Source organism: Nonomuraea sp. NPDC049309 (assembly GCF_043196965.1).
Lineage (GTDB): Bacteria > Actinomycetota > Actinomycetes > Streptosporangiales > Streptosporangiaceae > Nonomuraea > Nonomuraea fastidiosa.
Map to the genome: position 1 here is coordinate 1,299,318 of NZ_JBICSH010000001.1, position 21,991 is coordinate 1,321,308.

At 74.2% G+C, this 21,991-nt stretch carries 18 protein-coding genes and 1 pseudogene; 7 read left to right on the forward strand and 12 right to left on the reverse strand.

The genetic code is table 11. The annotated features are described in order from the left end of the window. Window positions 1–21: 21 nt before the first annotated feature. Together ACGFIM_RS06080 and ACGFIM_RS06085 are read right to left on the reverse strand one after the other, a co-directional pair. Complete coding sequence (locus ACGFIM_RS06080; protein ID WP_393195380.1) at window positions 22–447, reverse strand: hypothetical protein; 426 nt, start codon at window positions 445–447, stop codon at window positions 22–24. A gap of 76 nt (window positions 448–523) precedes the next feature. Further along, a complete protein-coding gene (locus tag ACGFIM_RS06085; protein ID WP_393195383.1) occupies window positions 524–910 on the reverse strand; it encodes a hypothetical protein in 387 nt (128 codons plus the stop codon). A 204-nt stretch (window positions 911–1,114) separates the two neighbouring features. On the opposite strand from ACGFIM_RS06085, the gene ACGFIM_RS06090 reads away from it, so the two are divergent. Together ACGFIM_RS06090 and ACGFIM_RS06095 are read left to right on the forward strand one after the other, a co-directional pair. After that, complete coding sequence (locus tag ACGFIM_RS06090) at window positions 1,115–1,930, forward strand: formylglycine-generating enzyme family protein (protein WP_393199637.1); 816 nt, start codon at window positions 1,115–1,117, stop codon at window positions 1,928–1,930. A 5-nt stretch (window positions 1,931–1,935) separates the two neighbouring features. After that, window positions 1,936–3,096 (forward strand): glycosyltransferase, encoded by a 1,161-nt coding sequence (locus ACGFIM_RS06095; RefSeq protein ID WP_393195386.1) that lies wholly within the window; start codon window positions 1,936–1,938, stop codon window positions 3,094–3,096. 48 nt (window positions 3,097–3,144) lie between these two features. Here ACGFIM_RS06095 and ACGFIM_RS06100 read toward each other — a convergent pair whose 3' ends face one another. From ACGFIM_RS06100 to ACGFIM_RS06140, 9 genes and pseudogenes are all read right to left on the reverse strand, one after another. Then, on the reverse strand, window positions 3,145–4,059 hold the full coding sequence (locus ACGFIM_RS06100; protein WP_393199639.1) for a hypothetical protein: 915 nt from the start codon (window positions 4,057–4,059) through the stop codon (window positions 3,145–3,147). Between the two features lie 29 nt (window positions 4,060–4,088). After that, the gene (locus ACGFIM_RS06105; protein ID WP_393195388.1) at window positions 4,089–4,994 is read right to left on the reverse strand and encodes a hypothetical protein; all 906 of its coding nucleotides are present in this window, start codon (window positions 4,992–4,994) and stop codon (window positions 4,089–4,091) included. A gap of 27 nt (window positions 4,995–5,021) precedes the next feature. After that, on the reverse strand, window positions 5,022–5,909 hold the full coding sequence (locus ACGFIM_RS06110) for a hypothetical protein (protein WP_393195391.1): 888 nt from the start codon (window positions 5,907–5,909) through the stop codon (window positions 5,022–5,024). Between the two features lie 48 nt (window positions 5,910–5,957). Beyond that, window positions 5,958–7,952, reverse strand: coding sequence for an MMPL family transporter (locus ACGFIM_RS06115; protein WP_393195394.1), 1,995 nt, complete (start codon window positions 7,950–7,952; stop codon window positions 5,958–5,960). Between the two features lie 151 nt (window positions 7,953–8,103). Beyond that, window positions 8,104–8,748, reverse strand: a pseudogene (locus ACGFIM_RS06120) (response regulator). Then, a complete protein-coding gene (locus ACGFIM_RS06125) occupies window positions 8,745–9,860 on the reverse strand; it encodes a sensor histidine kinase (protein WP_393195397.1) in 1,116 nt (371 codons plus the stop codon). The pseudogene ACGFIM_RS06120 and the gene ACGFIM_RS06125 overlap by 4 nt, the downstream one beginning before the upstream one ends. Window positions 9,861–9,975: 115 nt before the next feature. Then, the gene (locus ACGFIM_RS06130) at window positions 9,976–12,819 is read right to left on the reverse strand and encodes an NACHT domain-containing protein (RefSeq protein ID WP_393195399.1); all 2,844 of its coding nucleotides are present in this window, start codon (window positions 12,817–12,819) and stop codon (window positions 9,976–9,978) included. Window positions 12,820–12,915: 96 nt separating this feature from the next. Continuing rightward, window positions 12,916–14,781, reverse strand: a complete 1,866-nt coding sequence (locus tag ACGFIM_RS06135; protein WP_393195402.1) for a propionyl-CoA synthetase — start codon at window positions 14,779–14,781, stop codon at window positions 12,916–12,918. Between the two features lie 251 nt (window positions 14,782–15,032). Then, the gene (locus ACGFIM_RS06140; RefSeq protein WP_393195405.1) at window positions 15,033–15,980 is read right to left on the reverse strand and encodes a GNAT family N-acetyltransferase; all 948 of its coding nucleotides are present in this window, start codon (window positions 15,978–15,980) and stop codon (window positions 15,033–15,035) included. A gap of 130 nt (window positions 15,981–16,110) precedes the next feature. On the opposite strand from ACGFIM_RS06140, the gene ACGFIM_RS06145 reads away from it, so the two are divergent. Beyond that, on the forward strand, window positions 16,111–17,061 hold the full coding sequence (locus ACGFIM_RS06145) for a hypothetical protein (protein ID WP_393195408.1): 951 nt from the start codon (window positions 16,111–16,113) through the stop codon (window positions 17,059–17,061). 233 nt (window positions 17,062–17,294) lie between these two features. After that, window positions 17,295–17,810: a hypothetical protein gene (locus ACGFIM_RS06150; protein ID WP_393195411.1), complete on the forward strand. Its 516-nt coding sequence runs from the start codon at window positions 17,295–17,297 to the stop codon at window positions 17,808–17,810. A gap of 487 nt (window positions 17,811–18,297) precedes the next feature. Here the strand turns inward: ACGFIM_RS06150 and ACGFIM_RS06155 are convergent, their stop codons facing one another. After that, the gene (locus ACGFIM_RS06155; RefSeq protein ID WP_393195414.1) at window positions 18,298–19,098 is read right to left on the reverse strand and encodes a class I SAM-dependent methyltransferase; all 801 of its coding nucleotides are present in this window, start codon (window positions 19,096–19,098) and stop codon (window positions 18,298–18,300) included. 146 nt (window positions 19,099–19,244) lie between these two features. Between ACGFIM_RS06155 and def the strand changes: the two genes are divergently transcribed. Genes def through ACGFIM_RS06170 form a run of 3 tightly spaced genes read left to right on the forward strand, consistent with a single transcriptional unit; the run spans window position 19,245 to window position 21,862 of the window. After that, window positions 19,245–19,778, forward strand: coding sequence for a peptide deformylase (def, locus tag ACGFIM_RS06160; RefSeq protein ID WP_393195417.1), 534 nt, complete (start codon window positions 19,245–19,247; stop codon window positions 19,776–19,778). 7 nt (window positions 19,779–19,785) lie between these two features. Further along, the gene (locus tag ACGFIM_RS06165; protein WP_393195420.1) at window positions 19,786–20,436 is read left to right on the forward strand and encodes a helix-turn-helix domain-containing protein; all 651 of its coding nucleotides are present in this window, start codon (window positions 19,786–19,788) and stop codon (window positions 20,434–20,436) included. Next, complete coding sequence (locus tag ACGFIM_RS06170) at window positions 20,429–21,862, forward strand: pyridoxal phosphate-dependent decarboxylase family protein (protein ID WP_393195423.1); 1,434 nt, start codon at window positions 20,429–20,431, stop codon at window positions 21,860–21,862. The genes ACGFIM_RS06165 and ACGFIM_RS06170 overlap by 8 nt, the downstream gene beginning before the upstream one ends. Window positions 21,863–21,991 lie beyond the last annotated feature (129 nt).

Sequence of the window (21,991 nt, forward strand, 5' to 3'; positions counted from 1 at the left end):
GGGCGTCCGCTCGCCCGGAGCCTACTGCTCCTGCGGCACCCGCTCCTTCGGGACCTGCCTGTGAGAGGCCCGCTCGCCGCCTTGCCGATCACCGCCCGGCGCCCGCTCGCCCGCCGGCCGGTCGTCACGGTGGTCCCGCGAGCGCGATCCCTGGCCGCCGGCGTGGCGTTCGGCACGTTCCAACCGGTCACCGTTCCAGCTCGCCGTCCGATGGGCGTGGCCGCCCGCCCGGCCGTTCGCCTGCGCGATCTCCGGGCTCGCCGAGCGGCGAGACGCCGAACCGGCCCTGGCCGTCGCCGGGGCGGGGAGGAGGCGGAGGCGGGCGAGGACTCTTCGCCAGCGGATCATCGTGGCGGCCAGGCCGAGGAAGGTGAGCATCGAGACCACCGCGATGAGCAGTACCGCAGAGACGATGAGGACCAGGACGACCATCAGGGTCCCGATCAAGCCGAGCACGGTCATCATTCGCCGGACAATGCCCGCCTGCCAGTCGTTTATTCCACCGATTTGAGATAGATCAAGGTTACTCCGCCCCGGCATCGAGCCGGTCGAGCCGCCGCAGGACGACGCCTTCGCGCAGCGCCCACGGGCACACGTCGAGGCGTTCCGCCTCGAAAGGGTCCATCGCCGCGTCCGCGACCAGCGCCCCGGCGGCCGGGCGCGCGGCGGAGTCCGTGGTGGTGAGCTGGGCCGCCCGCCGGCCATGTCCTGGCGGGGCAGGGAGCGGGCGACGGACGGGCCCCGCTGGACCGGCGATCCCGGCGAGCCGCCCGACCGTGACGGACGTGGCGACGGCGCGGCCGGTACGGCCGTACCGTCCGGCGAGCCGCCCCCGATGCCGAAGGGCGCGCGCGGCGGCGGGTGGCGCCGTCTCGCGTGCGCCCGCGCCCCGCCGCGTGATCGTGGGCACGCTCCAGGCACTACCCTTCCTTGGTGGCATGACACGTTTGGGGGACCTTTGAGCGCTTGTTGTGGCCCGAGCAGGGAGAGCGCCGCCGGACCGTCGCACGAGGCCGCCGCGCCACCGCATGGGGAGGCCGCGAGGCCGCCGCACGAGGCGGTCAAGCTCGCCGCGCCCGCGCTGGTGCGCAAGCGCAAGGCGACGACGCGCGGCATGGTGCGCATCCCCGGCGGGACGTTCCTCATGGGCGGCGACGACCCGGACGGCCAGCCGGAGGACGGCGAGGGTCCGGTGCGCGAGGTGCGCCTCGACCCGTTCCTCATCGACGCGGCCTGCGTGACGAACGCGCAGTTCGCCACGTTCGTCAAGGACACGGGCTACGTCACGGAGGCCGAGCGCATCGGCTGGTCGTTCGTGTTCTACCAGTTCGCCAAGGCCGGGGTGATGGACGCGACCGTGCCCGGCGCGCCCTGGTGGGTCGGCGTCGAGGGCGCCACGTGGCGCTCGCCGGAGGGGCCGGACTCGTCGATCGGCGACCGGCAGAACCACCCGGTCGTCCACGTGTCGTGGAACGACGCCGCCGCGTACGCCGAATGGGCGGGCAAGCGGCTGCCCACCGAGGCCGAGTGGGAGATGGCGGCCAGGGGCGGCCTGGAGCGCAAGCGCTACCCGTGGGGCGACGAGCTGGCGCCGAACGGCCGGCAGCGCTGCAACATCTGGCAGGGTCCCTTCCCCACCGCGCCGAGCAAGGGGACGATGCCGGTCAAGTCGTTCCAGCCGAACGGCTACGGCCTCTACAACGTCGCCGGCAACGTGTGGGAGTGGACCGCCGACTGGTGGGGCACCGCGTGGGAGCCGTACGCGGAGAACCCGCTCGGCCCGGCGGACGGCACGGCGAAGGTGATCAGAGGCGGCTCGTACATGTGCCACGATTCCTACTGCAACCGTTACCGCGTGGCGGCGCGCACGTCGAACACGCCCGACTCGTCGACCGGGCACACCGGCTTCCGCTGCGCGGCCATAGTCTGAGCGTCATGTCACGAACCCTGCGACTGCTGATCACCGGCGGCGGCACCGGTGGTCACACCTACCCGGCCCTGACGACCCTGTCGGCCGTCCAGCGACGTCAGGTGCCGCACGACGTGCTCTGGGTGGGCACCGCCAACGGCCTGGAGGCCCGCGTCACGGCCGAGCACGGCATCCCGTTCAAGGCGATCACCACGGGCAAGCTGCGCCGCCGGCCCAACCTCAAGGAGCTGGGCACCAACATCGCCGACATGTTCCGCATCCCGATCGGGGTCATGCAGGCGATCGGGCACGCCGCCCGGTACCTTCCCGACGTGGTGCTGTCGACGGGAGGGTACGTGGCGGTGCCGATCGGCGTGGCGGCCAAGCTGATCCGCAGGCCGCTGGTGATGCACGAGCAGACGACCGTGGTGGGCCTGGCCAACCGCATCCTGGCCAGGCTGGCGACGCGGATCGCGCTGTCGCACGAGTCGTCGCTGGAGTACCTGCCCGCCAAGGCGCGCAAGAAGGCGGTGGTGACGGGCAACCCGATCAGGCCGGAGCTGCTGCAGGGCAACCGGGCGGCGGCCTATGACCTGTTCGGGCTGACGTTCGAGGTGCCGCTGATCTATGTGACGGGCGGCGCCCAGGGCAGCAAGCAGATCAACACGCTGATCATGGAGATCCTGCCGCGGCTGCTGCCGCACGCGCAGATCGTGCACCAGTGCGGCCCGGCGTGGATCGACCAGATGCGGGCCGTGCAGCTGCCGCCCGACCTGGCCGAGCGCTACCACCCGGTGCCGTACGTCGGCAGCGAGCTGGCCGACCTGTTCGCCGCCGCCGACGTGGTGATCTCGCGCAGCGGCGCGGGCACGGTGTCGGAGCTGACCGCCATCGGCAAGCCGTCGGTGCTGATCCCGCTCATCCCGACCGGCGGCGACGAGCAGCGCAAGAACGCCGCCTACCTGGCCTCGGCGGGGGCGGCGCGGGCGCTGCTGGAGCCGCATCCCACGGGTGAGATGCTGCTGGCCGAGCTGATGCCGCTGCTCGCCGATCCCGAGCTGCGCCACACGATGGGGCAGGCGGCGGCCAAGCTGGGCCGGCTCGACGCGGCCGATGCGCTGTGCGACCTGCTGCTGGAGACCGCGAGCCACGGCATGCCCCAGGTCTACACCGGCGGCGCCCGCTAGGGCCCCTGGCCCGGTCCGGACGTTCCTGCGCCTCCCCCGGCCGCGCCGTCAGGGCTCCTTGGGCGATGCGGAGCCCGGATCGGAGGGGCCCGGTTCCAGGGGGCGGAACACCTCGCGGGCGGAGCTGATGCTCCGCCTCAGCGCCTGCTCCAGCCGGTCCGCGTCCTGGGCCAGGTGCTCGATCTCCGGTACGGCGAGCCTGCCGGCGCCCGTCTCGGCCACCAGCTCCTCGTACTGGTGCATCCGCCCGCGCAGCTCCTCGATCTGCCGGTGCGCCAGGTACGCGCGCTCGGCCTCAGCGACGTTGGCGGCGTACCGCTCAAGGGCCTCGACCCTGGCGACCACCGCCGCCTCGCTGTCGTCGAGCGCGCGGGCCAGCGGCTCGGCCACGGCCTCCACCTCGGGGGTGAGCCCCTGGGCCACGGTCTCCCTGTGCTTGGTGCGCAGCGCGGACAGCTTGGCGAGCAGCCGGGCGATCTCCCACTCCTGGGCGGGCAGCATCACGCCGTTGCGCACATCGTCGAGCAGGCCCTCGGCGTTGACGCGGGAGCCGGTCACGGAGGCGATGGCGCGCTGGGCGCGGTCCAGCAGGCGTGCGGCCGGTTCGTCGAGGTCGTCGGGGAGCACGTAACGCCCCTCGTACAGGCGCAGCCGCTCGTACATCCCGCGCTCGTACTCGGCCGTCTCGTCCTCGGACAGGTCGTCGCGGGTGAACACCACCAGCAGCAGGGGGAGGCCGAGAGCGAGGAGCAGCAGGAGGCTGACGCCGATGCGCAGCGCGCCGAAGCCGAGCAGCACGCACAGGAACACGGCCGCACTGGCGGTCACGACCCTGCGCACCCGCTTGCCGGAGCTGCTCGCCCGGGGCCGGGGCACCCAGCCGGCGCGCATCTTCAGGAGAACCCGGCGCCCTTCCCGGAGGAGCCGGGCGTCATCGGGCGGTATTTCCGGATCGATCACCATGTCCGCCACAGCCCGGATCCTAAGCGACGTCAGCCGCCGAGGTGGCGGAAAGCCTCGTGCGCGGAGCTGACGCTGTCGCGCAGCGCCTGCTCCAGGCGGTCGGCGTCGTCGGAGAGCCGCTTCAGCTCGGGGATCTCGGCGCCGTCCGCGCCGGTCTCGGCCAGCAGCTCCTCGTAGCGGTGCAGCCTGGCGCCGAGCCGCTCGATCTGGCTGCGGGCGCGGTAGGCGCGTTCCGCGTCGGCGACGTGACCGGCGTAGCGCTCCAGCGCCTCCACGCGGGCGAGCACCGCCTTCTCGCTGCTGTCGAGCGCGCGGGCCAGCGGCTCGGCCACCGCCTCGACCTCGGGGGTGACGCCCTCGGCGATGATCGCCCGGTGCTCGGCGCGCAGCTCCGACAGCTTGGCCACCAGGCGGGCGATCTCCCACTCCTGGGCGGGCAGCATCACGCCGTTGCGCGCGCCGTCCAGCAGCCCATCGGCGTGCACGCTCGACGACATGACCTGGTCGATGGCCGTCTGGGCGCGGGTGAGCAGCGCCCTGGCCTGCTCGTCGAGGCGGTCGCGCAGCACGTAGCGGCCCTCGTGGGCGCGGGCGATCTCGTAGACCTCGCGTTCCAGGGCGATGCGCCGCCGCGTCTGGGCGTCGGGCCGCGGCTTGAGCAGGACGGCGACCATGAGCAGCGCCGACACCGTCATGATCACCGCGAACGGGGTGTAGCGCTCGGCGCCGAACAGCACGAGCCCGTAGAGGGCCGCCAGGAGCGCGGTCACGGCCGCGGCGGCCCGCGCGGCGCCCGCGAGCGGCAGGCGGCCCGTGTAGGGCGGCACCCACCCGGCCCGCATCCTGAGCAGGAGCTTGCGGTTGTCGCGGAGCACGGCGGCGACCTCGTCCGGCACGGAGGGATCGACGATGACCTTCGCGTATCGTCCGGGCACGTCCTCGATCCTCCGCGCGTGTGGTCGTCAGCTCTCCAGGTGGCGGAACGCCTCGTGGGCGGACTTCACACTGCGGCGTAAGGTGCGCTCCAGCGCGTCGGCGTCCTGCGACAGCCGGTCGATCTCGGGCACGGACAGCCGGTCGGCGCCCGACTCGGCGAGCAGCTCCTCGTAGCGCGGCAGCCGGGCGCGCAGCTCCTCGATCTGGCTGCGGGCGTGGTACGCGCGCTCGGCCTCGGCGACGTGGCCCGCGTAACGTTCCAGCGCCTCCACCCTGGCCACCACGGCGGCCTCGCTGCCGGCCAGCGCGCGTTCGAGCGGCTCGATGACCTGGGCCACCTCCGGCGCGATGCCTCTGGACAGCAGCTCGCGGTGCTCCATCCGCAGTGCCGACAGCTTGGCGAGCAGCCGGGCGATCTCCCACTCCTGGGCGGGCAGCATCACGCCGTTGCGCGCGCCGTCGAGCAGGCCCTCGGCGTTGACGTGGGAGCGCAGCACGGTGCCGATCGCGCGCTGCGCCCTGGCCAGGACGGCCGCGGCCTCCTCGTCGAAGTCCTCGGGGAGCAGGTAGCGGCCCTCGTACAGGCGGGCCTTCTCGTAGACGGCGCGTTCGTGCGGGCGGTCGTCCTCGGGGACCTCGCTCATGGAGGCGATCTTGATGAGGACGATGAAGACGTACGTGCCGAGCAGCACGAAGCCGGCGGCGGCGTACTGGGAGGCGAGCAGCACCGCCATGAGCGCGATGACCACCGGCGTGGCGGCCAGGAGCAGCGCGCTCGACGGATTGCGGCGGCGGGCCGGGACCACCTCGGCGGGCGGCACCCATCCGGCCTTGATCCTGGACAGCAGCGGGGCGTTGGCGCGCAACGTCGTCGCGTCCTCCAGCCGGACGGCCGGATCCACTACCACACCCACGTTCTGCTCTGGCACCCTGGCGCCCCCAACGCTCGTAGTATTGGGATATTACGTAGTTTTTTCCCCAGGTGTCAGCCTCCGAAAGGTCAGTCCGGGCAACCACCAGTTGCGGTCTCCCAGCACCTCCATCGCGGCCGGCACGAGCACCAGCCGCACCACTGTGGCGTCCACCAGCACCGCGACGGCCAGCCCCACGCCCATGGTGCGCAGCGCGCGATCGTCGAACGCGCCGAACGCGGCGAACACGCAGAACATGATCGTGGCCACGGAGGTGATGACCCCGGCCGTCCTGGCGAGCCCGTCGGCGACCGCGCGGGTGTTGTCGCGGTCCCTCAGGTACTCCTCCCTGATCCGCGACAGCAGGAACACCTCGTAGTCCATGGACAGCCCGAACATGATGGTGAACAGCATCAGCGGCACCCACGCGTCGATCGGCCCCGCGGTGCCCTGGCCGAGCACGTCCAGCTGGAACACCGCGACCACCACGCCGTAGGCGGCGCCGATGGACAGCAGGTTCACCACGATGGCCTTCAGCGGCAGGACCACGCTGGTGAACACGGGCACGAGCAGCGCGAAGGCGGCGAGCAGCACGGCGCACACCACCCAGGGCAGCCGTTGCGCGGTGTGGCGGGCGTAGTCGGCGGCGGCCGCGGTCGAGCCCGTCACCAGCACCTGCTCGGGCAGTTCCGCGCGGAGCCGGTGGATGAGGTCGCCGGTGCGCTCGTCCTGGGGGCCGGTCTCGGGGATCACGAGCGCGGCGCTCTCCCCCGCCGGAAGGGTGCGGGCGACGCCGGGCGTCCCGGCCGCCTGCCGTACGGCCGTGCGCAGCGCGGCCCCGCCTTCGGGCGTGGCGGGCCCGGCCAGGACGAGCGGACCCGCCATGCCCGGGCCGAAACCCTCGGCGAGCAGGTCGTGCGCCCGGCGCGTGGTGTCGGTGACCGGCCGGTTCCCCGCGTCGGACGAGCCGACGCGCAGCTGGGTGGCGGGCAGGGCCAGCGCGGCGAGCGCGACCAGCGCCAGCGCGCCCGCCGTCCAGGGGCGGCGCTGCACGACCCTGCTCCACCGGTACGACAGCGGCACTCGCCCGCTCCCGCGCGGCAGGGCGAACCTGTCGATCCGCGCGCCGATCAGCGCCAGCAGGGCGGGCAGCAGGGTGAGCGCGGCGAGCAGCACCATGAGGACGCCGCATCCGGCCGCCAGCGCGACACCGCCGCCCGGCGACGGGCCGAGCAGGAGGATGCCGGAGCCGGTGACGATCACGATGAGCCCGGCGAAGAGCACCGATCTGCCCGCCGTCCGCATCGCGCGGGCGACCGCCTGCGCCACAGGGCCGCTCTCCAGCTCGGCGCGGAAGCGGGTGACGATCAGCAGGGCGTAGTCGATGCCGACGCCGAGCCCCAGCATGATCGTCAGGTACACGCCGAAGCCGGGCGTGTCCACGACATGGCTGAGCAGGGTGAACGCCGCGACGCCACAGGCCACCCCGACGACGCCGATCACCAGCGGGATCGCGGCGGCGATGAGCGAGCGGAACGCGGCCAGCAGCACGACGGCGGCGGCGAGCAGCCCGGCTCCCTCGGTGAGGCCCGGGGGCGTGACGTCGGCGAAGTCGTCGCCCGCGAGCTCGACGGCGACGCCCGCGGGCGGGCGGAAGGCGTCCCTGACCCTCTTGATCTCCCGAGCCGCTGCGGTGTCCGGGTAGCCGAGCGGGATGGAGGCGATGGTGCCGCCGGTGGAGACGCGCCGCTCCTCGATGGCGGCGCGGGCGCCGGGGACGGCGTTCACGCGGGCGACGAGATCGTCGAGCGCGGCGCGTACCGGGGCGGACTCGACCCCGGACGGGGCGGAGACGACGAGCGCGCCCGGCGCCTGCTCCGCCGCCGCTCCGAGGAGCGCGGCGGCCCTGCCGCTCTCCGAGCCGGGCAGCGTGAACTCGTCCTGCGACGGGCCCGGCCAGGTGGCGGCGGCCGCGACGAGCGCGGCCGTGAGCGCCGCCCATAAGGCGACGACCAGGCGTCTGCGACGGATACAGAATCGGATCATGCGGCGACCGTAGGCAGGGCGGCCGCGACCGGTCGTCGCCCCGGCGCGGTCGATCGGGTAGGCCGTCCGCGGTACGCGCGGGACGAAGAGCCGGGGCCGGGCCGTGCCGGGATCTCCCGGCGGACCGGCGCGGCAGCCGGACGGACTGCGGTCAGGAACCGGGACGGACCAAGCCGGTCTCGTACGCGATGACGACGAGCTGGGCGCGGTCGTGCGCCGCCAGCTTGGTCATCATGCGGTTGACGTGCGTCTTGACCGTGTGCGGGCTCATCGCCAGCTCCTCGGCGATGGCGGCGTTGGACAGACCCCGGCCGACCCTGGCCAGCACCTCGCGCTCGCGCCCGGTCAGCGGGTCAGCCTGCCGTCGTCCAGGGATGCGGGCCTGGAGGTGAACTCCTCGATGAGCCGCCTGGTGACGCCGGGCGACAGCAGCGCGTCGCCGCGGGCGGCCACCCGGACCGCGTGCCGGATCTCGGCCGGTTCGGCGTCCTTGACCAGGAAGCCGCCGGCGCCGGAGCGCAGCGCCTCGTAGACGTACTCGTCCAGGTCGAACGTGGTGACCACGACCACCCGCACCCCGGTCGCGGTCAGGGCGCGGGTGGCGGCCAGGCCGTCGAGCTCCGGCATGCGGATGTCCATCAGCACGACGTCGGGCCGCAGCCGCCGCGCCTCGCGGACCGCCTCGGCGCCGTCGGCGGCCTCCCCCCACCACGGTGAGGTCGTCCTCGGGGTCGAGCAGCGCCCGCAGCCCGGCCCTGACGAGCGGCTGGTCGTCGGCGAGCAGGACCGTGATCACGTCGGCAGCCTGGCGGTGACGCGGAACCCGCCGCCGGGGGCGTTGCCGGTGGTGAGCAGGCCGCCCAGGGCGGCGACCCGCTCGGCCATGCCGGTGATCCCGTGGCCGCGCCGGTCCCGTTCGCGGGGATCGGCCCCGCGGCCGTCGTCCTCCACCCGTACGGTCACCGCGTCCGGCTCGTACGTCAGCGTCACGGTCGCCGCGGCGGCGTCCGCGTGCCGCATGGTGTTGGTCAGCGCCTCCTGCACGACCCGGTAGACGGCGAGGTCGGCGGCCGGCGGCAGGGGGCGGCGCTCGCCCTCGACGTCCAGGCCGACCGGGATCCCGGCCGTCTCCAGCAGGCGGGGAAGCTGCGCGGCGCCCGGCTGCGGCGCGGTGCCCTCGGCCGCCGTCCCGGAGCGCAGCACGCCCAGGACCGCCTTCATCTCGCCCAGCGCCTGCCGGCTGGAGGTGCGGATCACCTGGAGCGCCGCGGCGGCCTCGGGCGGCCCTCCGGCGCGCTCGACCGCCTCGGCGGCGACGGCGGCGTGCAGGGCGATCACGGAGACCGTGTGCGAGGTGACGTCGTGCAGCTCCCTGGCCACCCGCAGCCGCTCCTCCTGGGCCCGGCGCAGCGCCTCCTCCTCGCGGGTGCGCTCGGCCTGGGCGGCACGCCGCTCCACCTCCCGCGTGTACGCCCGCCGCGCCCGCGACACCTCGGCCGGCTGCGCCACCACCAGCACCAGCAGCAGCCATATGAGCACGGCGATCGCGACGTCGGCCTCCATCCGCGCGATCGCCGCCGCCGCGGGCACCGCCACCAGGAACGCCGCCCCCGCCCATCCGGCCGCCCTGCGCCCGGCGGCGATGGCGGCGAACAGCGCGATGAGCGCGGGCACCGGCCACAGGGCGATCGCGTAGCCGCGGGCGAAGATCACCGCCGCCGCTCCCGCGCACACGGCCAATGCCAGGACGGGACGCCTGGGCAGCGGCGCGAGGCCGAGCGCCGTGGTGGCGAGCAGGACGTGCCCGAGCAGGTCGAGCGGCCAGGCGTGCGGCTGGTTGGCGTACGCCATGACGGTGGAGGCGTGCACGGTCACCGCCATGACGAGCACGAGAGCGGTCGTCCGCATACCCGCACCGTAGTGCGGAGCCTCCGCCCCGCGCGATACCGCGGCCGCCGTACCCGCCTACCGCCCATGGGGTACGTCACAGGAGCGCGGCCGGCCGCCGGGAGGACGGCGGCGGTCAGTCGCCCGCCAGGAGCGCGGCCTGCTGGATCTCCCACAGGGCGGGCTCAGGGATGCCGGCCTTCACCAGCTGCTCCCAGGTCGCCATGCGGTCCCCGGGGTCGTCGAGCAGGGTGCGCAGCAGGGGCCGCAGGACGGTGCGGTCGGCGCCCTCCTCGTACCACAGCGCGCCCAGGGCGCGATACAGCGCGGGCGAGCGGACGCCCGCGGTGCGCAGCAGCTCCTCGATGAGCGCCACCCGCTGGCCGAACGGCAGCACCTCCCCCGCGCCCAGCGCGCGCAGCAGCAGGTCGAGCAGGCGCCGGTGGCGGGGGTCGTGGCCGGTGGCGATCGCGGTGATGACGTCGCCCATGCCGTCGTGCTCGCCGTCGTGCCCGGTGCCGCCGCCGAGCATGACGTCCTCGCGGCCGTCCACGACGACGCGGCGGGCGGCCAGGGCGGTGACCAGGCCGTTCCAGCCCTCCTGGCCGAGCTCCCCCTTCCACAGGTGGGTGAGCGTGGACCAGCGTTCGAGGTGGTCGGGGCCGCCCAGCAGGGCCGAGACCGCGACGGGCTGCTCGGACGCGCAGACGATGAGCAGGGCGAGGTTCGCCGAGTACGCCGCCAGGCGGCGGGTCATCGTGAGCCGGACCGGGCGGAACCTGGTGAAGTGACGGCGGGTCCGCTCGTGCAGGGCGCGGCGCAGCAGCCCGGTGAGCAGGTCTGCGCAGCGGGCGCGGACCGCGGACGGCACCTCGGCGAGCAGCTCCAGGATGAAGCCGACGGTGGGGGTGCGCTCGGCCAGGCAGGAATGCGAGGTGACGGCGTACAGCAGGTCGTCGTCCACGGCCTGCACGATGGCGAGCGGCTCGTCGCCGGCCAGGCGGCGGCGCCGGTCGAGGTCGCGCAGCGCGTACATGGTGATCCAGGCGACGAGGAACTCGCCGAACGTGGCGTGCAGGAACGCGTGACCGCGGCGGCGGACGAAGAAGAACCGCTCGGTGGCCTTGCGCGCCCAGCCGCCGGGCTCGACGTCGTCGTCCGGCTCGTCCTCGCCGCCCCGGCACAGGGCGGGCACGTCGCGTTCGAGCTGCTCGTCGGTGATGACCTGGCTGCCGCGCGCCAGCATGGACAGCGCGACCGCGCCGAGCAGCACCAGCTCCTGATCGATGGCCGCGCGGTGCGCGCCGCCCGTCTCGCGCTCGGTGTAGTCGCGCAGCAGCACCTCGTACAGGCGGGCGCGGCCGAGCGGCCCGTGGTCGCGCTGGAGCGCGTTGCCGCCGGCGTCGTAGAGCGCGAGCAGCAGCAGGAGCAGCGGCTGCCTGGCCATCTCGCCGTGGGCGAGCGCCGCCTCCGGGGGCAGCGGGGTGAGGTCGCGCCTGGCCAGCAGGGCGCGGTTGGCCTGGTCCCAGACGTCGAGCCACTGGCGTACCTGGTCGTCGTCGAACGGCCGCAGCTCCAGCGCGATCAGCCCGTCGGGGAAGCGGACGCGGTCGGCCACCACCGTCCTGCTGGTCACGATGACCGCGACGGGCCGCCCGGCCGCGGCCTCCCTGGCCTGGAACTCGCGTACCCGCTCCAGGTAGTCGTAGCGGGCGGCGGCGCCCGCGACCAGCTCGTCCATGCCGTCGAGCAGGATGACCGGCATGGCGCCGTCGGCGGCGGCGACGAGGTCGGCGTAGGCCACCTCCTCCCCCAGCACCTCGGCGACGGCCTGCTCGATCTGCTCGGTGACGCTCGCCCGCGCCCGCACGCCGCCCAGCTCCACCCGGATCGGCAGGAACTCCGAGCGGGCCAGCCGCGCGGCCAGCACCTCGGTGAGCTTGGTCTTGCCCGAGCCGGGCTCGCCGAGCACGAGCAGCGGCACCTGGGTGGCGCGCAGCGAGGTGAGGTGGCCGACGAGGAACGCCTCGGTGTCGGCCAGCATCCGCTGGCCCTCCCACCAGCCACGCTGCGCGGGCGTGGACTCCTGGGTCAGCTCGGCGACCCGGCAGCGGGGGCTCAGGTAGCCCTCGCCGAGCAGCGGCAGGTAGACGTCCTCCGGCAGCTTGCCGACCACGAGCAGCGGCTGGTCGAGCGCGTTGGCGGCCATCCTGACGCGGTGGATCATGGGGCGGTCGCCGGCGCGGGGCGGCGCCAGCTCGGCGAGCAGCCAGGCCACGCGGGACAGGGCGGTGGCGGGCGGCGGGGGTTCGGTGACGAGGCTGCGCACGCCGAACTCGTGGCTGTCGAGCGCCAGCGACCGGTAGTCCTCGTCGTAGATGCGCAGCGCGTGCGCGGGCGGCCCGTCGGCGAGCAGCCGGGGCAGCCGGAGCTGGTCGTCCACGGGCAGCTCGTCCCATAAGGACAGGCCGCTCACGTACGCGGCCAGGCATTCCGACATGCGCAGGTAGGCACGTTCCACGGCGGCGCGGGTGTCGGCGTACGGCACGTGCGGCTCGGGCGTGGGCAGGCGTTCCAGCAGCAGCTCGGCGACCAGCCGGGTGAAGCGCTCCGCGGCCGGCACCACCCGGGAGACCTGCTCGCCCCGGTCGAGCCGGTCGAGCGTGAACGGCAGCTTGGCCTCGCCAAGCGCCTCGAAGTAGGCGGAGACGACGACGGCGGCGTGCGCGGCGGCCAGGCGGCGGGTGCGGGTGTGCCGGTCCACCCCGGCCCGCAGCTCGGGCAGGCGGCGGACGACGTCCTCGCCGTAGGCGACGATGGCGTCGCGCAGGTCGCGCAGGCCGCCGGAGAGCTGCGGCCCGCCGGACAGCGCCCAGCCGGTGCGCTCGGCCGCCGATGCCAGCCCGATGACCTTGACCAGCCTGGTGTCCTTGCATCCGAGGATCCTCAGGGCGTCGGCGTAGCTCGGGGTTTCGATCATGGCCTTCTCCCGGGGGACTGGGGCTGTCCCATCATGCGTCGTCGGCCCCGGCCGCCGCAGGCCGTTCGCCAGGACGGTCGGGATGTGCCCTGATCGTCACGTACCCTCCAGCGCGCTCTCGATCTCCGGCAGCGCCGCGGGATCTTCGATGGTGGACGGAGTCGTGTACGGCCGGCCGTCGGCGATGTCGCGCATCGTGGCGCGCAGGATCTTGCCCGACCGGGTCTTCGGCAGCCGGGACACCACGACGGCGCGGCGGAAGGCGGCGACCGGGCCGATGCGCTCGCGTACGAGGGCGGTCAGCTCGCGCTCCACCTCCTGCGGGTCGCGGGAGGTGCCCGCCTTGAGCACCACGAACCCCACCGGCAGCTGGCCCTTCAGCTCGTCGGCGACACCGATCACGGCGCACTCGGCGACGTCGGGGTGGGCGGCGATGACCTCCTCCATCGCGCCGGTGGACAGGCGGTGCCCGGCGACGTTGATCACGTCGTCGATGCGGCCCATGACGTAGAGGTAGCCGTCGGCGTCGAAGTGGCCGCCGTCGCCGGTCAGGTAGTGGCCGGGATAGCGGTCGAGGTAGGAGCGGGTGAAGCGCTCGGGGTCGCGGTAGAGGGTGGGCAGCGCGCCGGGCGGCAGCGGCAGCCTGACGGTGACCGCGCCCTCGGCGCCGGGCGGGCAGTCGCGGCCCTCGCCGTCGAGGATGTGCACGTCCCAGCCGGGCACGGGCTTGGTGGGCGAGCCCGGTTTGACGGGCAGCGGCTCGATGCCGACGCAGTTGGCGGCGATGGGCCAGCCGGTCTCGGTCTGCCACCAGTGGTCGATGACGGGGATGCCGAGCAGGCCGGAGGCCCAGTGGTAGGTGTCGGGGTCGAGGCGCTCGCCGGCGAGGAAGAGGTACCGCAGCCCCGACAGATCATGCTTTTTCGCGTATTCGCCGGAGGGGTCCTCTTTCTTGATGGCGCGGATCGCGGTCGGCGCGGTGAACAGCGTGCGCACGCCGTGCGTGGCCACCACCCGCCAGAACGCGCCCGGGTCGGGAGTGCCGACGGGCTTGCCCTCGTACAGCACCGTGGTGCAGCCCGCCAGCAGCGGCCCGTAGACGATGTAGGAGTGGCCGACCACCCAGCCCACGTCGGAGGCGGCCCAGAAGACCTCGCCCGGCGCGGCGCCGTACACGTTCGACATGCTCCAGTGCAGCGCGACCGCGTGGCCGCCGTTGTCGCGCACCACGCCCTTCGGCGCGCCCGTCGTGCCGGAGGTGTAGAGGATGTAGAGCGGGTCGGTCGCGGCCACGCTCACGCACCCGGCCGGCTCCGCCGCCGCGACGGCCTGCGCCCAGTCGAGGTCGCGGCCCTCGGTGAGCTCGGCGCGGCACTGCGGCCGCTGCAGGATCACGCAGCGGTCCGGCCGGTGGCGCGCCTGCGCGAGCGCGTCGTCGAGCAGCGGCTTGTACGCCACCACCCGGCTCGGCTCGATCCCGCACGACGCCGACAGCACGACCTTGGGCCGCGCGTGGTCGATGCGCACCGCCAGCTCCCTGGCCGCGAACCCGCCGAACACCACCGAGTGCACCGCCCCCAGCCTGGCGCAGGCCAGCATCGCCACCACGGCCTCGGGCACCATGGGCATGTAGATGACCACGGTGTCGCCGGCGGTGACGCCGAGCCCGCGCAGCATGCCCGCGGTCCGCGCCGTCTCCTCCAGCAGGCCGGCGTACGTGTAGGTGCGGGTGACTCCGGTGACCGGGCTGTCGTAGATCAGCGCCGCCTGCTCGCCCCGTCCGGCCGCGACGTGCCGGTCGAGCGCGTTGTGACAGGTGTTCAGCCGCCCGCCGGGGAACCAGCGGCCGCCTTCGTACACGGTGCTCGCCGCCGTGTCCCACTCGATGCCGCGGGCCGCCTCGCCCCAGAACGCCTCGGGCTCCTCGATGCTGCGCCGGTAGACCGCCTCGTAAGCACTCACTTGTCGATCAGAACAAGCGTGCGCCGATGGCGCAAGACGTGACGCGCGGGAGCCCGGGCGGGGATCGCCGTACGGTCGATGAGCGTCGCCGTACGGTCGGCTCGCGTCGCCGAGCGGCCGTACCGCGACGCTCAACCGGCACCTTCCGCGCCGGACGGGGCTTGCCCGCCTCAGACGGACGCCTGCCGTCCCAGGACAGGGCCTGCCGTGTCAGGACACGGCAAGCCGTGCCACGACGGGGGCCTGCCGTGTCAGACGGAGGTTCCCGTGGCGGGCGACAGGACCAGGCGGACGGCGAAGACGCGGTAACCCGCCCGCTCGAACGCCCGCCGCATCGGCGCGTTGCCCACGTCGGTGTCGGCCGCGATGCGCCGCACGCCGCGCCCGGCGTGGAAGCGGGTGATCTCGCCGAGCAGGTCGTCGACGTACCCCTGGCCGCGCCGCTCCGGCACGACCCCGAGGTAGCCGACCACGGGGCCGGCGTCGTTGGCCGACGGCAGCGCCACCCCGACGAGGTCGCCGCCGTGGTCGTAGGCCAGCCGCCACCATGACCGGTCGCCGCGCATGGACTTGTAGTCGCGCACGTCCGCGCGCGCCTGCTCCTCCGGGTCCATGACGGCCAGCGCCTGGCGGGTGTGGAAGTCGAGCGTGCCCTCCGCCACCCGCCGGAACGCCGCCACGAACGCCTCGTCGTCGTCGTCGGCGCGGAACACCAGCCGCCGCGACGGCTCGGGCACCGGGGCCTCGCCGCCGGTCCAGGCGTAACGCAGGCGCTCCAGCTCCTCGGTCAGCCCGGCCTCGCCGGCCGCCTCCCATCGCCAGGCGATCGCGGCGCGCGTGCCCGGGTCGTCGCGCCAGCCCGGGGTGACGAACACGTGGTACTCGGGCGCGGTCCCGTAGGCCTCGTGGGCGCGGCGCAGCAGCTCGGCGGCCAGGGCGCGGCGGCCGGGGACGGACGGGTGAACGTACAGGCAGTCGAGCGTGAGCGGGCGGTCGTCGCCGGGGAAGCTCCACCAGACGGCGCGGGCCATGATCTCGCCGGTGTGCTCGTCCTCGGCGAGCCAGATGCGGTCGTAGCGGTAGCTGCCGGTGTCGAGGAACGTCAGCAGCCGGTCGGGATGGGCCCAGCTGATCGGTTCGTCGACGGCGCAGCCGAGCAGGCGGTCGAGATCGTCTCGCCGGGCGGAACGGAAACGCATGAATCCTCCGAGAAGCAGAAGCGGGCGCGGTGGGCGCCCGTGAACGTGCGGAACATCTCAGCGCCTCCTTTCTTCCGGCTTTTCGGTGTCCGAGGGCACTTTAGCCCAGATCTCGCGCCAGGATGGGCGGGTGAGCTCCTACGACGACGACACACTGCCCCTGCAGCCCCCGATCCGGTTGCCCGCCGCGGCCACGCTCGCCTCCGCCGTACGCTCGGCGCCCACGTTCGAGGAGGTGAGCGGGCAGGCCGACGAGCTGAAGCCGGACGCCGAGGACTCCGACGTGCTGGCCTTCTGGGCCGAACACTGCCGCGAGCGGCTGGCCGGCGACGAGAGCCTGCTGCTCGAGCTGATCAGGTTGTTCCTGTCCAGGGAGCCGGCCAGGAGCACGCCCTCCGCCACGCTGACCGGGCTCGGCCTGGTGCGGCGGGAGGAGCCGTACACGCTGAGCTGGCTCGGCCTGTGGGTCGCGCGGCAGATCATCGCCGAGACCACCGGGCAGGAGATCCCCGTCATGGGCTCGCTGGCCGAGGCGGACGCGCCGGCGCTGCTGCACGGGCTGCGCTCGTACCCGGAGAGCGAGCGCGACGAGGAGCTGGCCGGCTGGCTCAAGGGCCGCGAGCGGGCGGACGCGGCGGCCGAGATCGCCTCCGCGCTCGGCACGGTGAGCCCGCTGGCCCGCGCGGTCGGCGTGGAGGTGCTGTCCACCTCGCTCGGTGACGAGGGGAGGCTGGCGCTGACCCGGCTGCTCGACCAGCCGAGGCTCGGCGCGGTGATCGCGGCGAGGACCGGGCGCGACAACCGGCGTCCCGCGCCCGAGGAGATGTCCTGGGTGCTGGTGGACATGGCGGCGGCGCTGCTGGAGTTCGGCGGGGAGATCCGCGAGGTCATCGAGTCGATCTCGATGGGGATGGACGCCGAGGAGCAGGCCGGCACGATCGCGATCCTCGCCTTCTGCGACCACCCGTGGACGGGACGCGTGCTGCAGGTGCTGATCGACCACCATCCGGACGAGAAGGTCGTGTCCGCGGCCCGCAAGGCGCTGCGCCGCCTGCGCGGCCTCGCCACCGTCCGCCTCTGACCACCGCCCGCCACGCGACCGCCAGGCGACCGCCGCAGACAGCCGTGCGACCACCGCATGACCGCCGCCCGCAGCCGTGCGACCCCGCGTGTCCGCCGCCCGCCGCCGTATCTCCCGTCCCCCCGCTGCGGCACCCGGTCCTCACGTTGTGCCGCCGTCCCGCGGCGCGCGAGCCGAGTGACATGCGGGACGGGTGGGACGGCGGGGCGGCGATCACCGGTAGAGTCGGCTCGGTGACCAAGCACGCGATCTCCCCACAGACCGGCCTCCTGGGTGACACGTTCGCCTGCGTGTGCGGCGCGCTGATGGTCGGCCGGATGACGGCCGAGGTGCACGCCGCCGAGAGCGGGCTGTGCTCGGCCTGCCTCGGCACGGCGGAGGAGGAGGTGGCGCCCGACCTGGTGCGCCCCTGCACCTCCTGCGCCGGGACCGGCCGCCGTAAAGAGCAGGTGACCTGGCAGCTCGCGCACGCCGAGGCCGAGCACCTGATCACGATGACCATCGTGCGCGGCGTCGTCGCGGGGTTCGACGGCCCGTTCCACCTGTCCGAGGTGGCCGACACGGTCAGGAACGGCCTCGGCCTGCCCGTGGGCCGGCTGCCGGTCGGCCCGCGCGTCCGCGACCTGCTGCTGCAGCTGCAGGCGGCGGGCGAGATCGCGATGGTGTCGGCGCCCGACGAGATGGTCGGCACCGACATGGTGCTCTACCGCGACCCGCAGTGGCAGCGGGTGCGCACCGTCGGCCTCTAGACGTCCCCATGGCGGCCCCGGGCGGCTCGCCCGGGGCCGGGTCACGTCAGGTGGCGCACAAGCCGGAGAGCACGTCTATGCCGAGGATCGGGTACGGCCGGGAGCAGGTGACCGACTTGCCGGGCCCGAGGCAGCCGACGCTGATCCCTTCGGCAGGGCGCAGCCGCACGGGGCCCCGCGCATGCCGCCTCTTCGGCCCGCACGACCAAGACCGGCGAGCATCGCGACCGGCCACCACCGCGCCACGCCCACACGACGGCCCCCACCGCGCCACCCGGCAGATCCCCACCACACCTCCCGACCGGCCACCACCGCGCCACCCCACAGGTCCCCCACGCGCCACCTGACCGGCCGCCGCCGCGCCACCCGACAGGTCCCCCACGCGCCACCTGACCGGCCGCCGCCGCGCCACCCGACAGGTCCCCCACGCGCCTCCCGACCGGCCGCCGCCGCGCCGACGGGTCCCCGTCGCAGTCCGTGCGGCGGGTCAGGCCGGGACGCGGCAGATGATCTCGCCGTGGAGGACGGAGAACCAGCCGTCGTCGGCCGCCGCCCACTCGCGCCAGCCCGCCGAGATGCGCCTCAGGTCGGCCTCGGTCGCGGCACCGGTGGCGAGGGCCTGCTGGGCCATCGCGGAGGCGAGGACGCGCTCGGCCCACATCCCGCCCCACCACTCACGCTCGGCGGGGGTGGCGAAGCACCAGGTGGACGAGGTGGCGGTGACGTCGTCGAAGCCGGCGGCGCGGGCCCACGACAGCATCCGCCGCCCGGCGTCCGGCTCGCCGCCGTTGCCGCGGGCGACCTTCTCGTACAGGGCCAGCCATTCGTCCAGCGCGGGCACCCGCGGCCACCAGGCGAAGGCGGCGTAGTCGCTGTCGCGGGCGGCGACGATGCCGCCGGGCTTGGTGACCCTGCCCATCTCGCGCAGCGCGCGTACGGGGTCGCCCACGTGCTGGAGCACCTGGTGGGCGTGCACGACGCAGAAGGAGCGGTCGGGGAACGGCAGGTCGTGCACGTCGGCCACGGCGAAGTCGACGTTCGTCAGCCCCCTGGCCGCGATCTCGGCCCTGGCCAGGGCGAGGGCGTCCTCGCTCACCTCCGAGGCCGTCACGTGACCCACGCGGCCCGCCAGGTCGGCGGTGATCGTGCCGGGCCCGCTGCCCACGTCGAGCAGCCTCATGTGCGGGAGCAGGTGAGGCAGCAGGTAGGCGGCGGAGTTCTCGGCGGTGCGCCAGCGGTGGGAGCGCAGCACGGACTCGTGGTGGCCGTGGGTGTAGACGGCGTTCATCGGTGAACTCCTTCCATTCTGCGAACGCCACCAACCCTAGCCGTCGTCTCATCATTCAAGAGATGCCGTCTCATATGACAAGACATGGAGCCGCGTACGTAGACTTTTCCCGACGACGTACGAGAACTTCATGAAAGGCGGAGTCCGTGGCAGAGGTCCGGCCGATCACCCTCGTGGGCGACCCCGTCCTGCACAATCCCTGCGAGCCGGTCACCCGCTTCGACGACGAGCTCGCGGCACTGGTGGAGGACATGTTCGCCAGCATGTACGCGGCCGAGGGCGTGGGCCTGGCCGCCAACCAGATCGGCGTGTCGCTGCGCGTCTTCGTCTACGACTGCCCCGACGCCGAGGGCAAGCAGCACAAGGGCGTGGTCGTCAACCCGGAGCTGGAGCTGCCGAGCCTGGGCGAGCGGCACCTCGACGCGGGCGACGAGGGCTGCCTGTCGGTGCCCGGCCAGTACGCGCCGCTCCCCCGCCCCGACCACGCCACCGTGCGCGGCTTCGACGTGACCGGCGCGCCCGTCACGGTCGAGGGCACCGGCCTGCTGGCGCGCTGCCTGCAGCACGAGACCGACCACCTCGACGGCTACCTCTACATCGACCGGCTGCCGGCCAAGCGGCGCAAGCAGGTGCTGAAGGCGTATCAGGAATCCACTAAAGCGGACAAAGCATCGCTATAGTGGAGGAATGACTGGCGAAGGGGTGCTGTCCAGCGGCCTGTCCATGGCCGAGCTGGGCGGGCGCATCCGCGACGAGCGGCGGGCGCGCGGGCTGTCCATCGAGCGGCTCGCCGAGCTGAGCGGCATCAGCAGGAGCATGGTCTCCGACGTCGAGCGGGGCGCGAAGACGCCGACCGTGCTGGTGCTCGACCGGCTGGCCACGGCGCTCGGCACGTCCATCTCGCGGCTGCTCGACGAGCCCGCGCACGGCGGCGTGCGGGTGCTGCGGCATGCCGAGCAGCGGGTGCTGCGCGACCCGTCGGGCTGGGAGCGGCGGGTGCTGTCCCCGGTGCTCGGCGACGTGGAGTTCGAGTTCATGCGCACGACTATCGGGCCCGGCGTGGACGCGGGCGAGTTCGCGCCGCACGCGCCGGGGTCGCGCGAGTACCTCGCGGTCGAGCGCGGCGGGCTGCTGCTGACGATCGACGGGCGGCCGTACGAGCTGGGCGCGGGCGACTCCGCGTACTACCCGGGCGACTGCCGCCACGCCTTCGCCGGCGATCCTGACACCGGCTGCGTCTTCTACCTCGCCATGGCGCTGACGCCTGGCCCCGCCGGTGCGGCGGGACACCACGGAGCCGGGCGGCACGAGACGGGGAGGGAGCCGCGCGATGGATGAGCCGCGGACGGCGAAGGTCCAGGCCGATGAGCTGCGGACGGCCGGGGTGCGGGCCGCGGAGCTGGCCGCGGGCCACCTGCAGGGGATCGCCGGGCGCCCCGTGTGGCGGCCGGTGCCCGACGACGAGCTGGCCTGGATCTCCGGGCAGGAGCTGCCGGAGACCGGCAGGCCGCTGGGCGCGCTGCTGGACGACGCGCGCGAGCACATCCTTCCGTACCCGATGGGCAACGGGCACCCGCGCTTCTTCGGCTGGGTGAACTCGCCGCCGAACCCCGCGGGCGTGCTGGTCGAGCCGCTGGCCGCGGCGCTCGACCCGAGCTGCGCGGGCGGCGACCACGCGGGCCCGCACCTGGAGCGCACCGTCGTGCGCTGGCTCGCCGAGCTGGTCGGCTTCCCGCACCCGCCCGGCGGCGGGCTGCTGACCAGCGGCGCGTCCATGGCGACGGTGATCTGCCTGTCCGCGGCCCGGCAGCGGGCGGCGCTGGCCGACGGCTGGGACGCCCGCCGCGACGGCCTGTCCGGGCGGGCGCCGATGGTCCTGTACGTCACCGACGAGGGGCACAGCTGCCTGCACAAGGCGGCCGAGCTGCTCGGCATCGGCGCGCGGAACGTGCGCAGGGTACCGGTGGACGGCGCGTACCGGATGGACCCCGCCGCGCTGCGGCGCATGATCGCCGAGGACCTCGACGCCGGGCTGCGGCCGTTCTGCGTGGCGGCCAGCGCCGGCACCGTGAACTCCGGCGCGGTGGACCCGCTCGGCGAGATCGCCGACGTGGCCGCCGCGTACGGGATCTGGTTCCACGTGGACGGCGCCTACGGGGCGCTCGGCGTGCTGGCCGGCGAGGCCGCACCGCACTACCGGGGTCTCGACCGGGCCGACTCGCTGGCGCTCGACCCGCACAAGTGGCTGGGCGTGCCGGTGGGCTGCGGGTGCGCGCTGCTGCGCGATCCCGGGGCGGCGCGGGCGGCCTTCAGCCTGGTGCCGTCGTACCTGGTGGACGAGAACGCGGGCGAGCTCGGATGGTTCGCCGAGTACGGGCCGGAGCAGACCCGCCCGTTCCGCGCGCTGAAGACCTGGGCGACCATGTCGCACCTGGGCCGGGCCGGTATCCAGCGGCTGGTCGAGCACACCTGCGGGCTGGCGCGCACGCTGGCCGCGATGGTCGAGCGGGCGCCCGACTTCGAGCTGCTCGCCCCCGTGACCACCTCGATCACCGCCTTCCGCCACACGCCGCGCGACCGCGATCTCGACGCGCTCAACCGGGCGCTGCCGTACGCGGTGCAGGTGCGCGGCAACGCGTTCATCACCGGCACCCGGCTGGGCGGGCGGGACGCGCTGCGCGCCTGCTTCCTGCACCCGGAGACCACGGAGGCGGACCTCGAGGTGCTGCTGGAGGAGATCAGGCTGGCCGCCGCGAGCCTGTAGGCGCTGCTCCAGGCGGCTCCTGGCGCGCAGGACCGGCGGGCGCGGTCACCCGGCGCGACACCATGGCGCCCGCGCCCCCCGGCAGGCGGGGCGCCTCTGCGGCCGTTCCCACGGACGCCGCAGAACGCC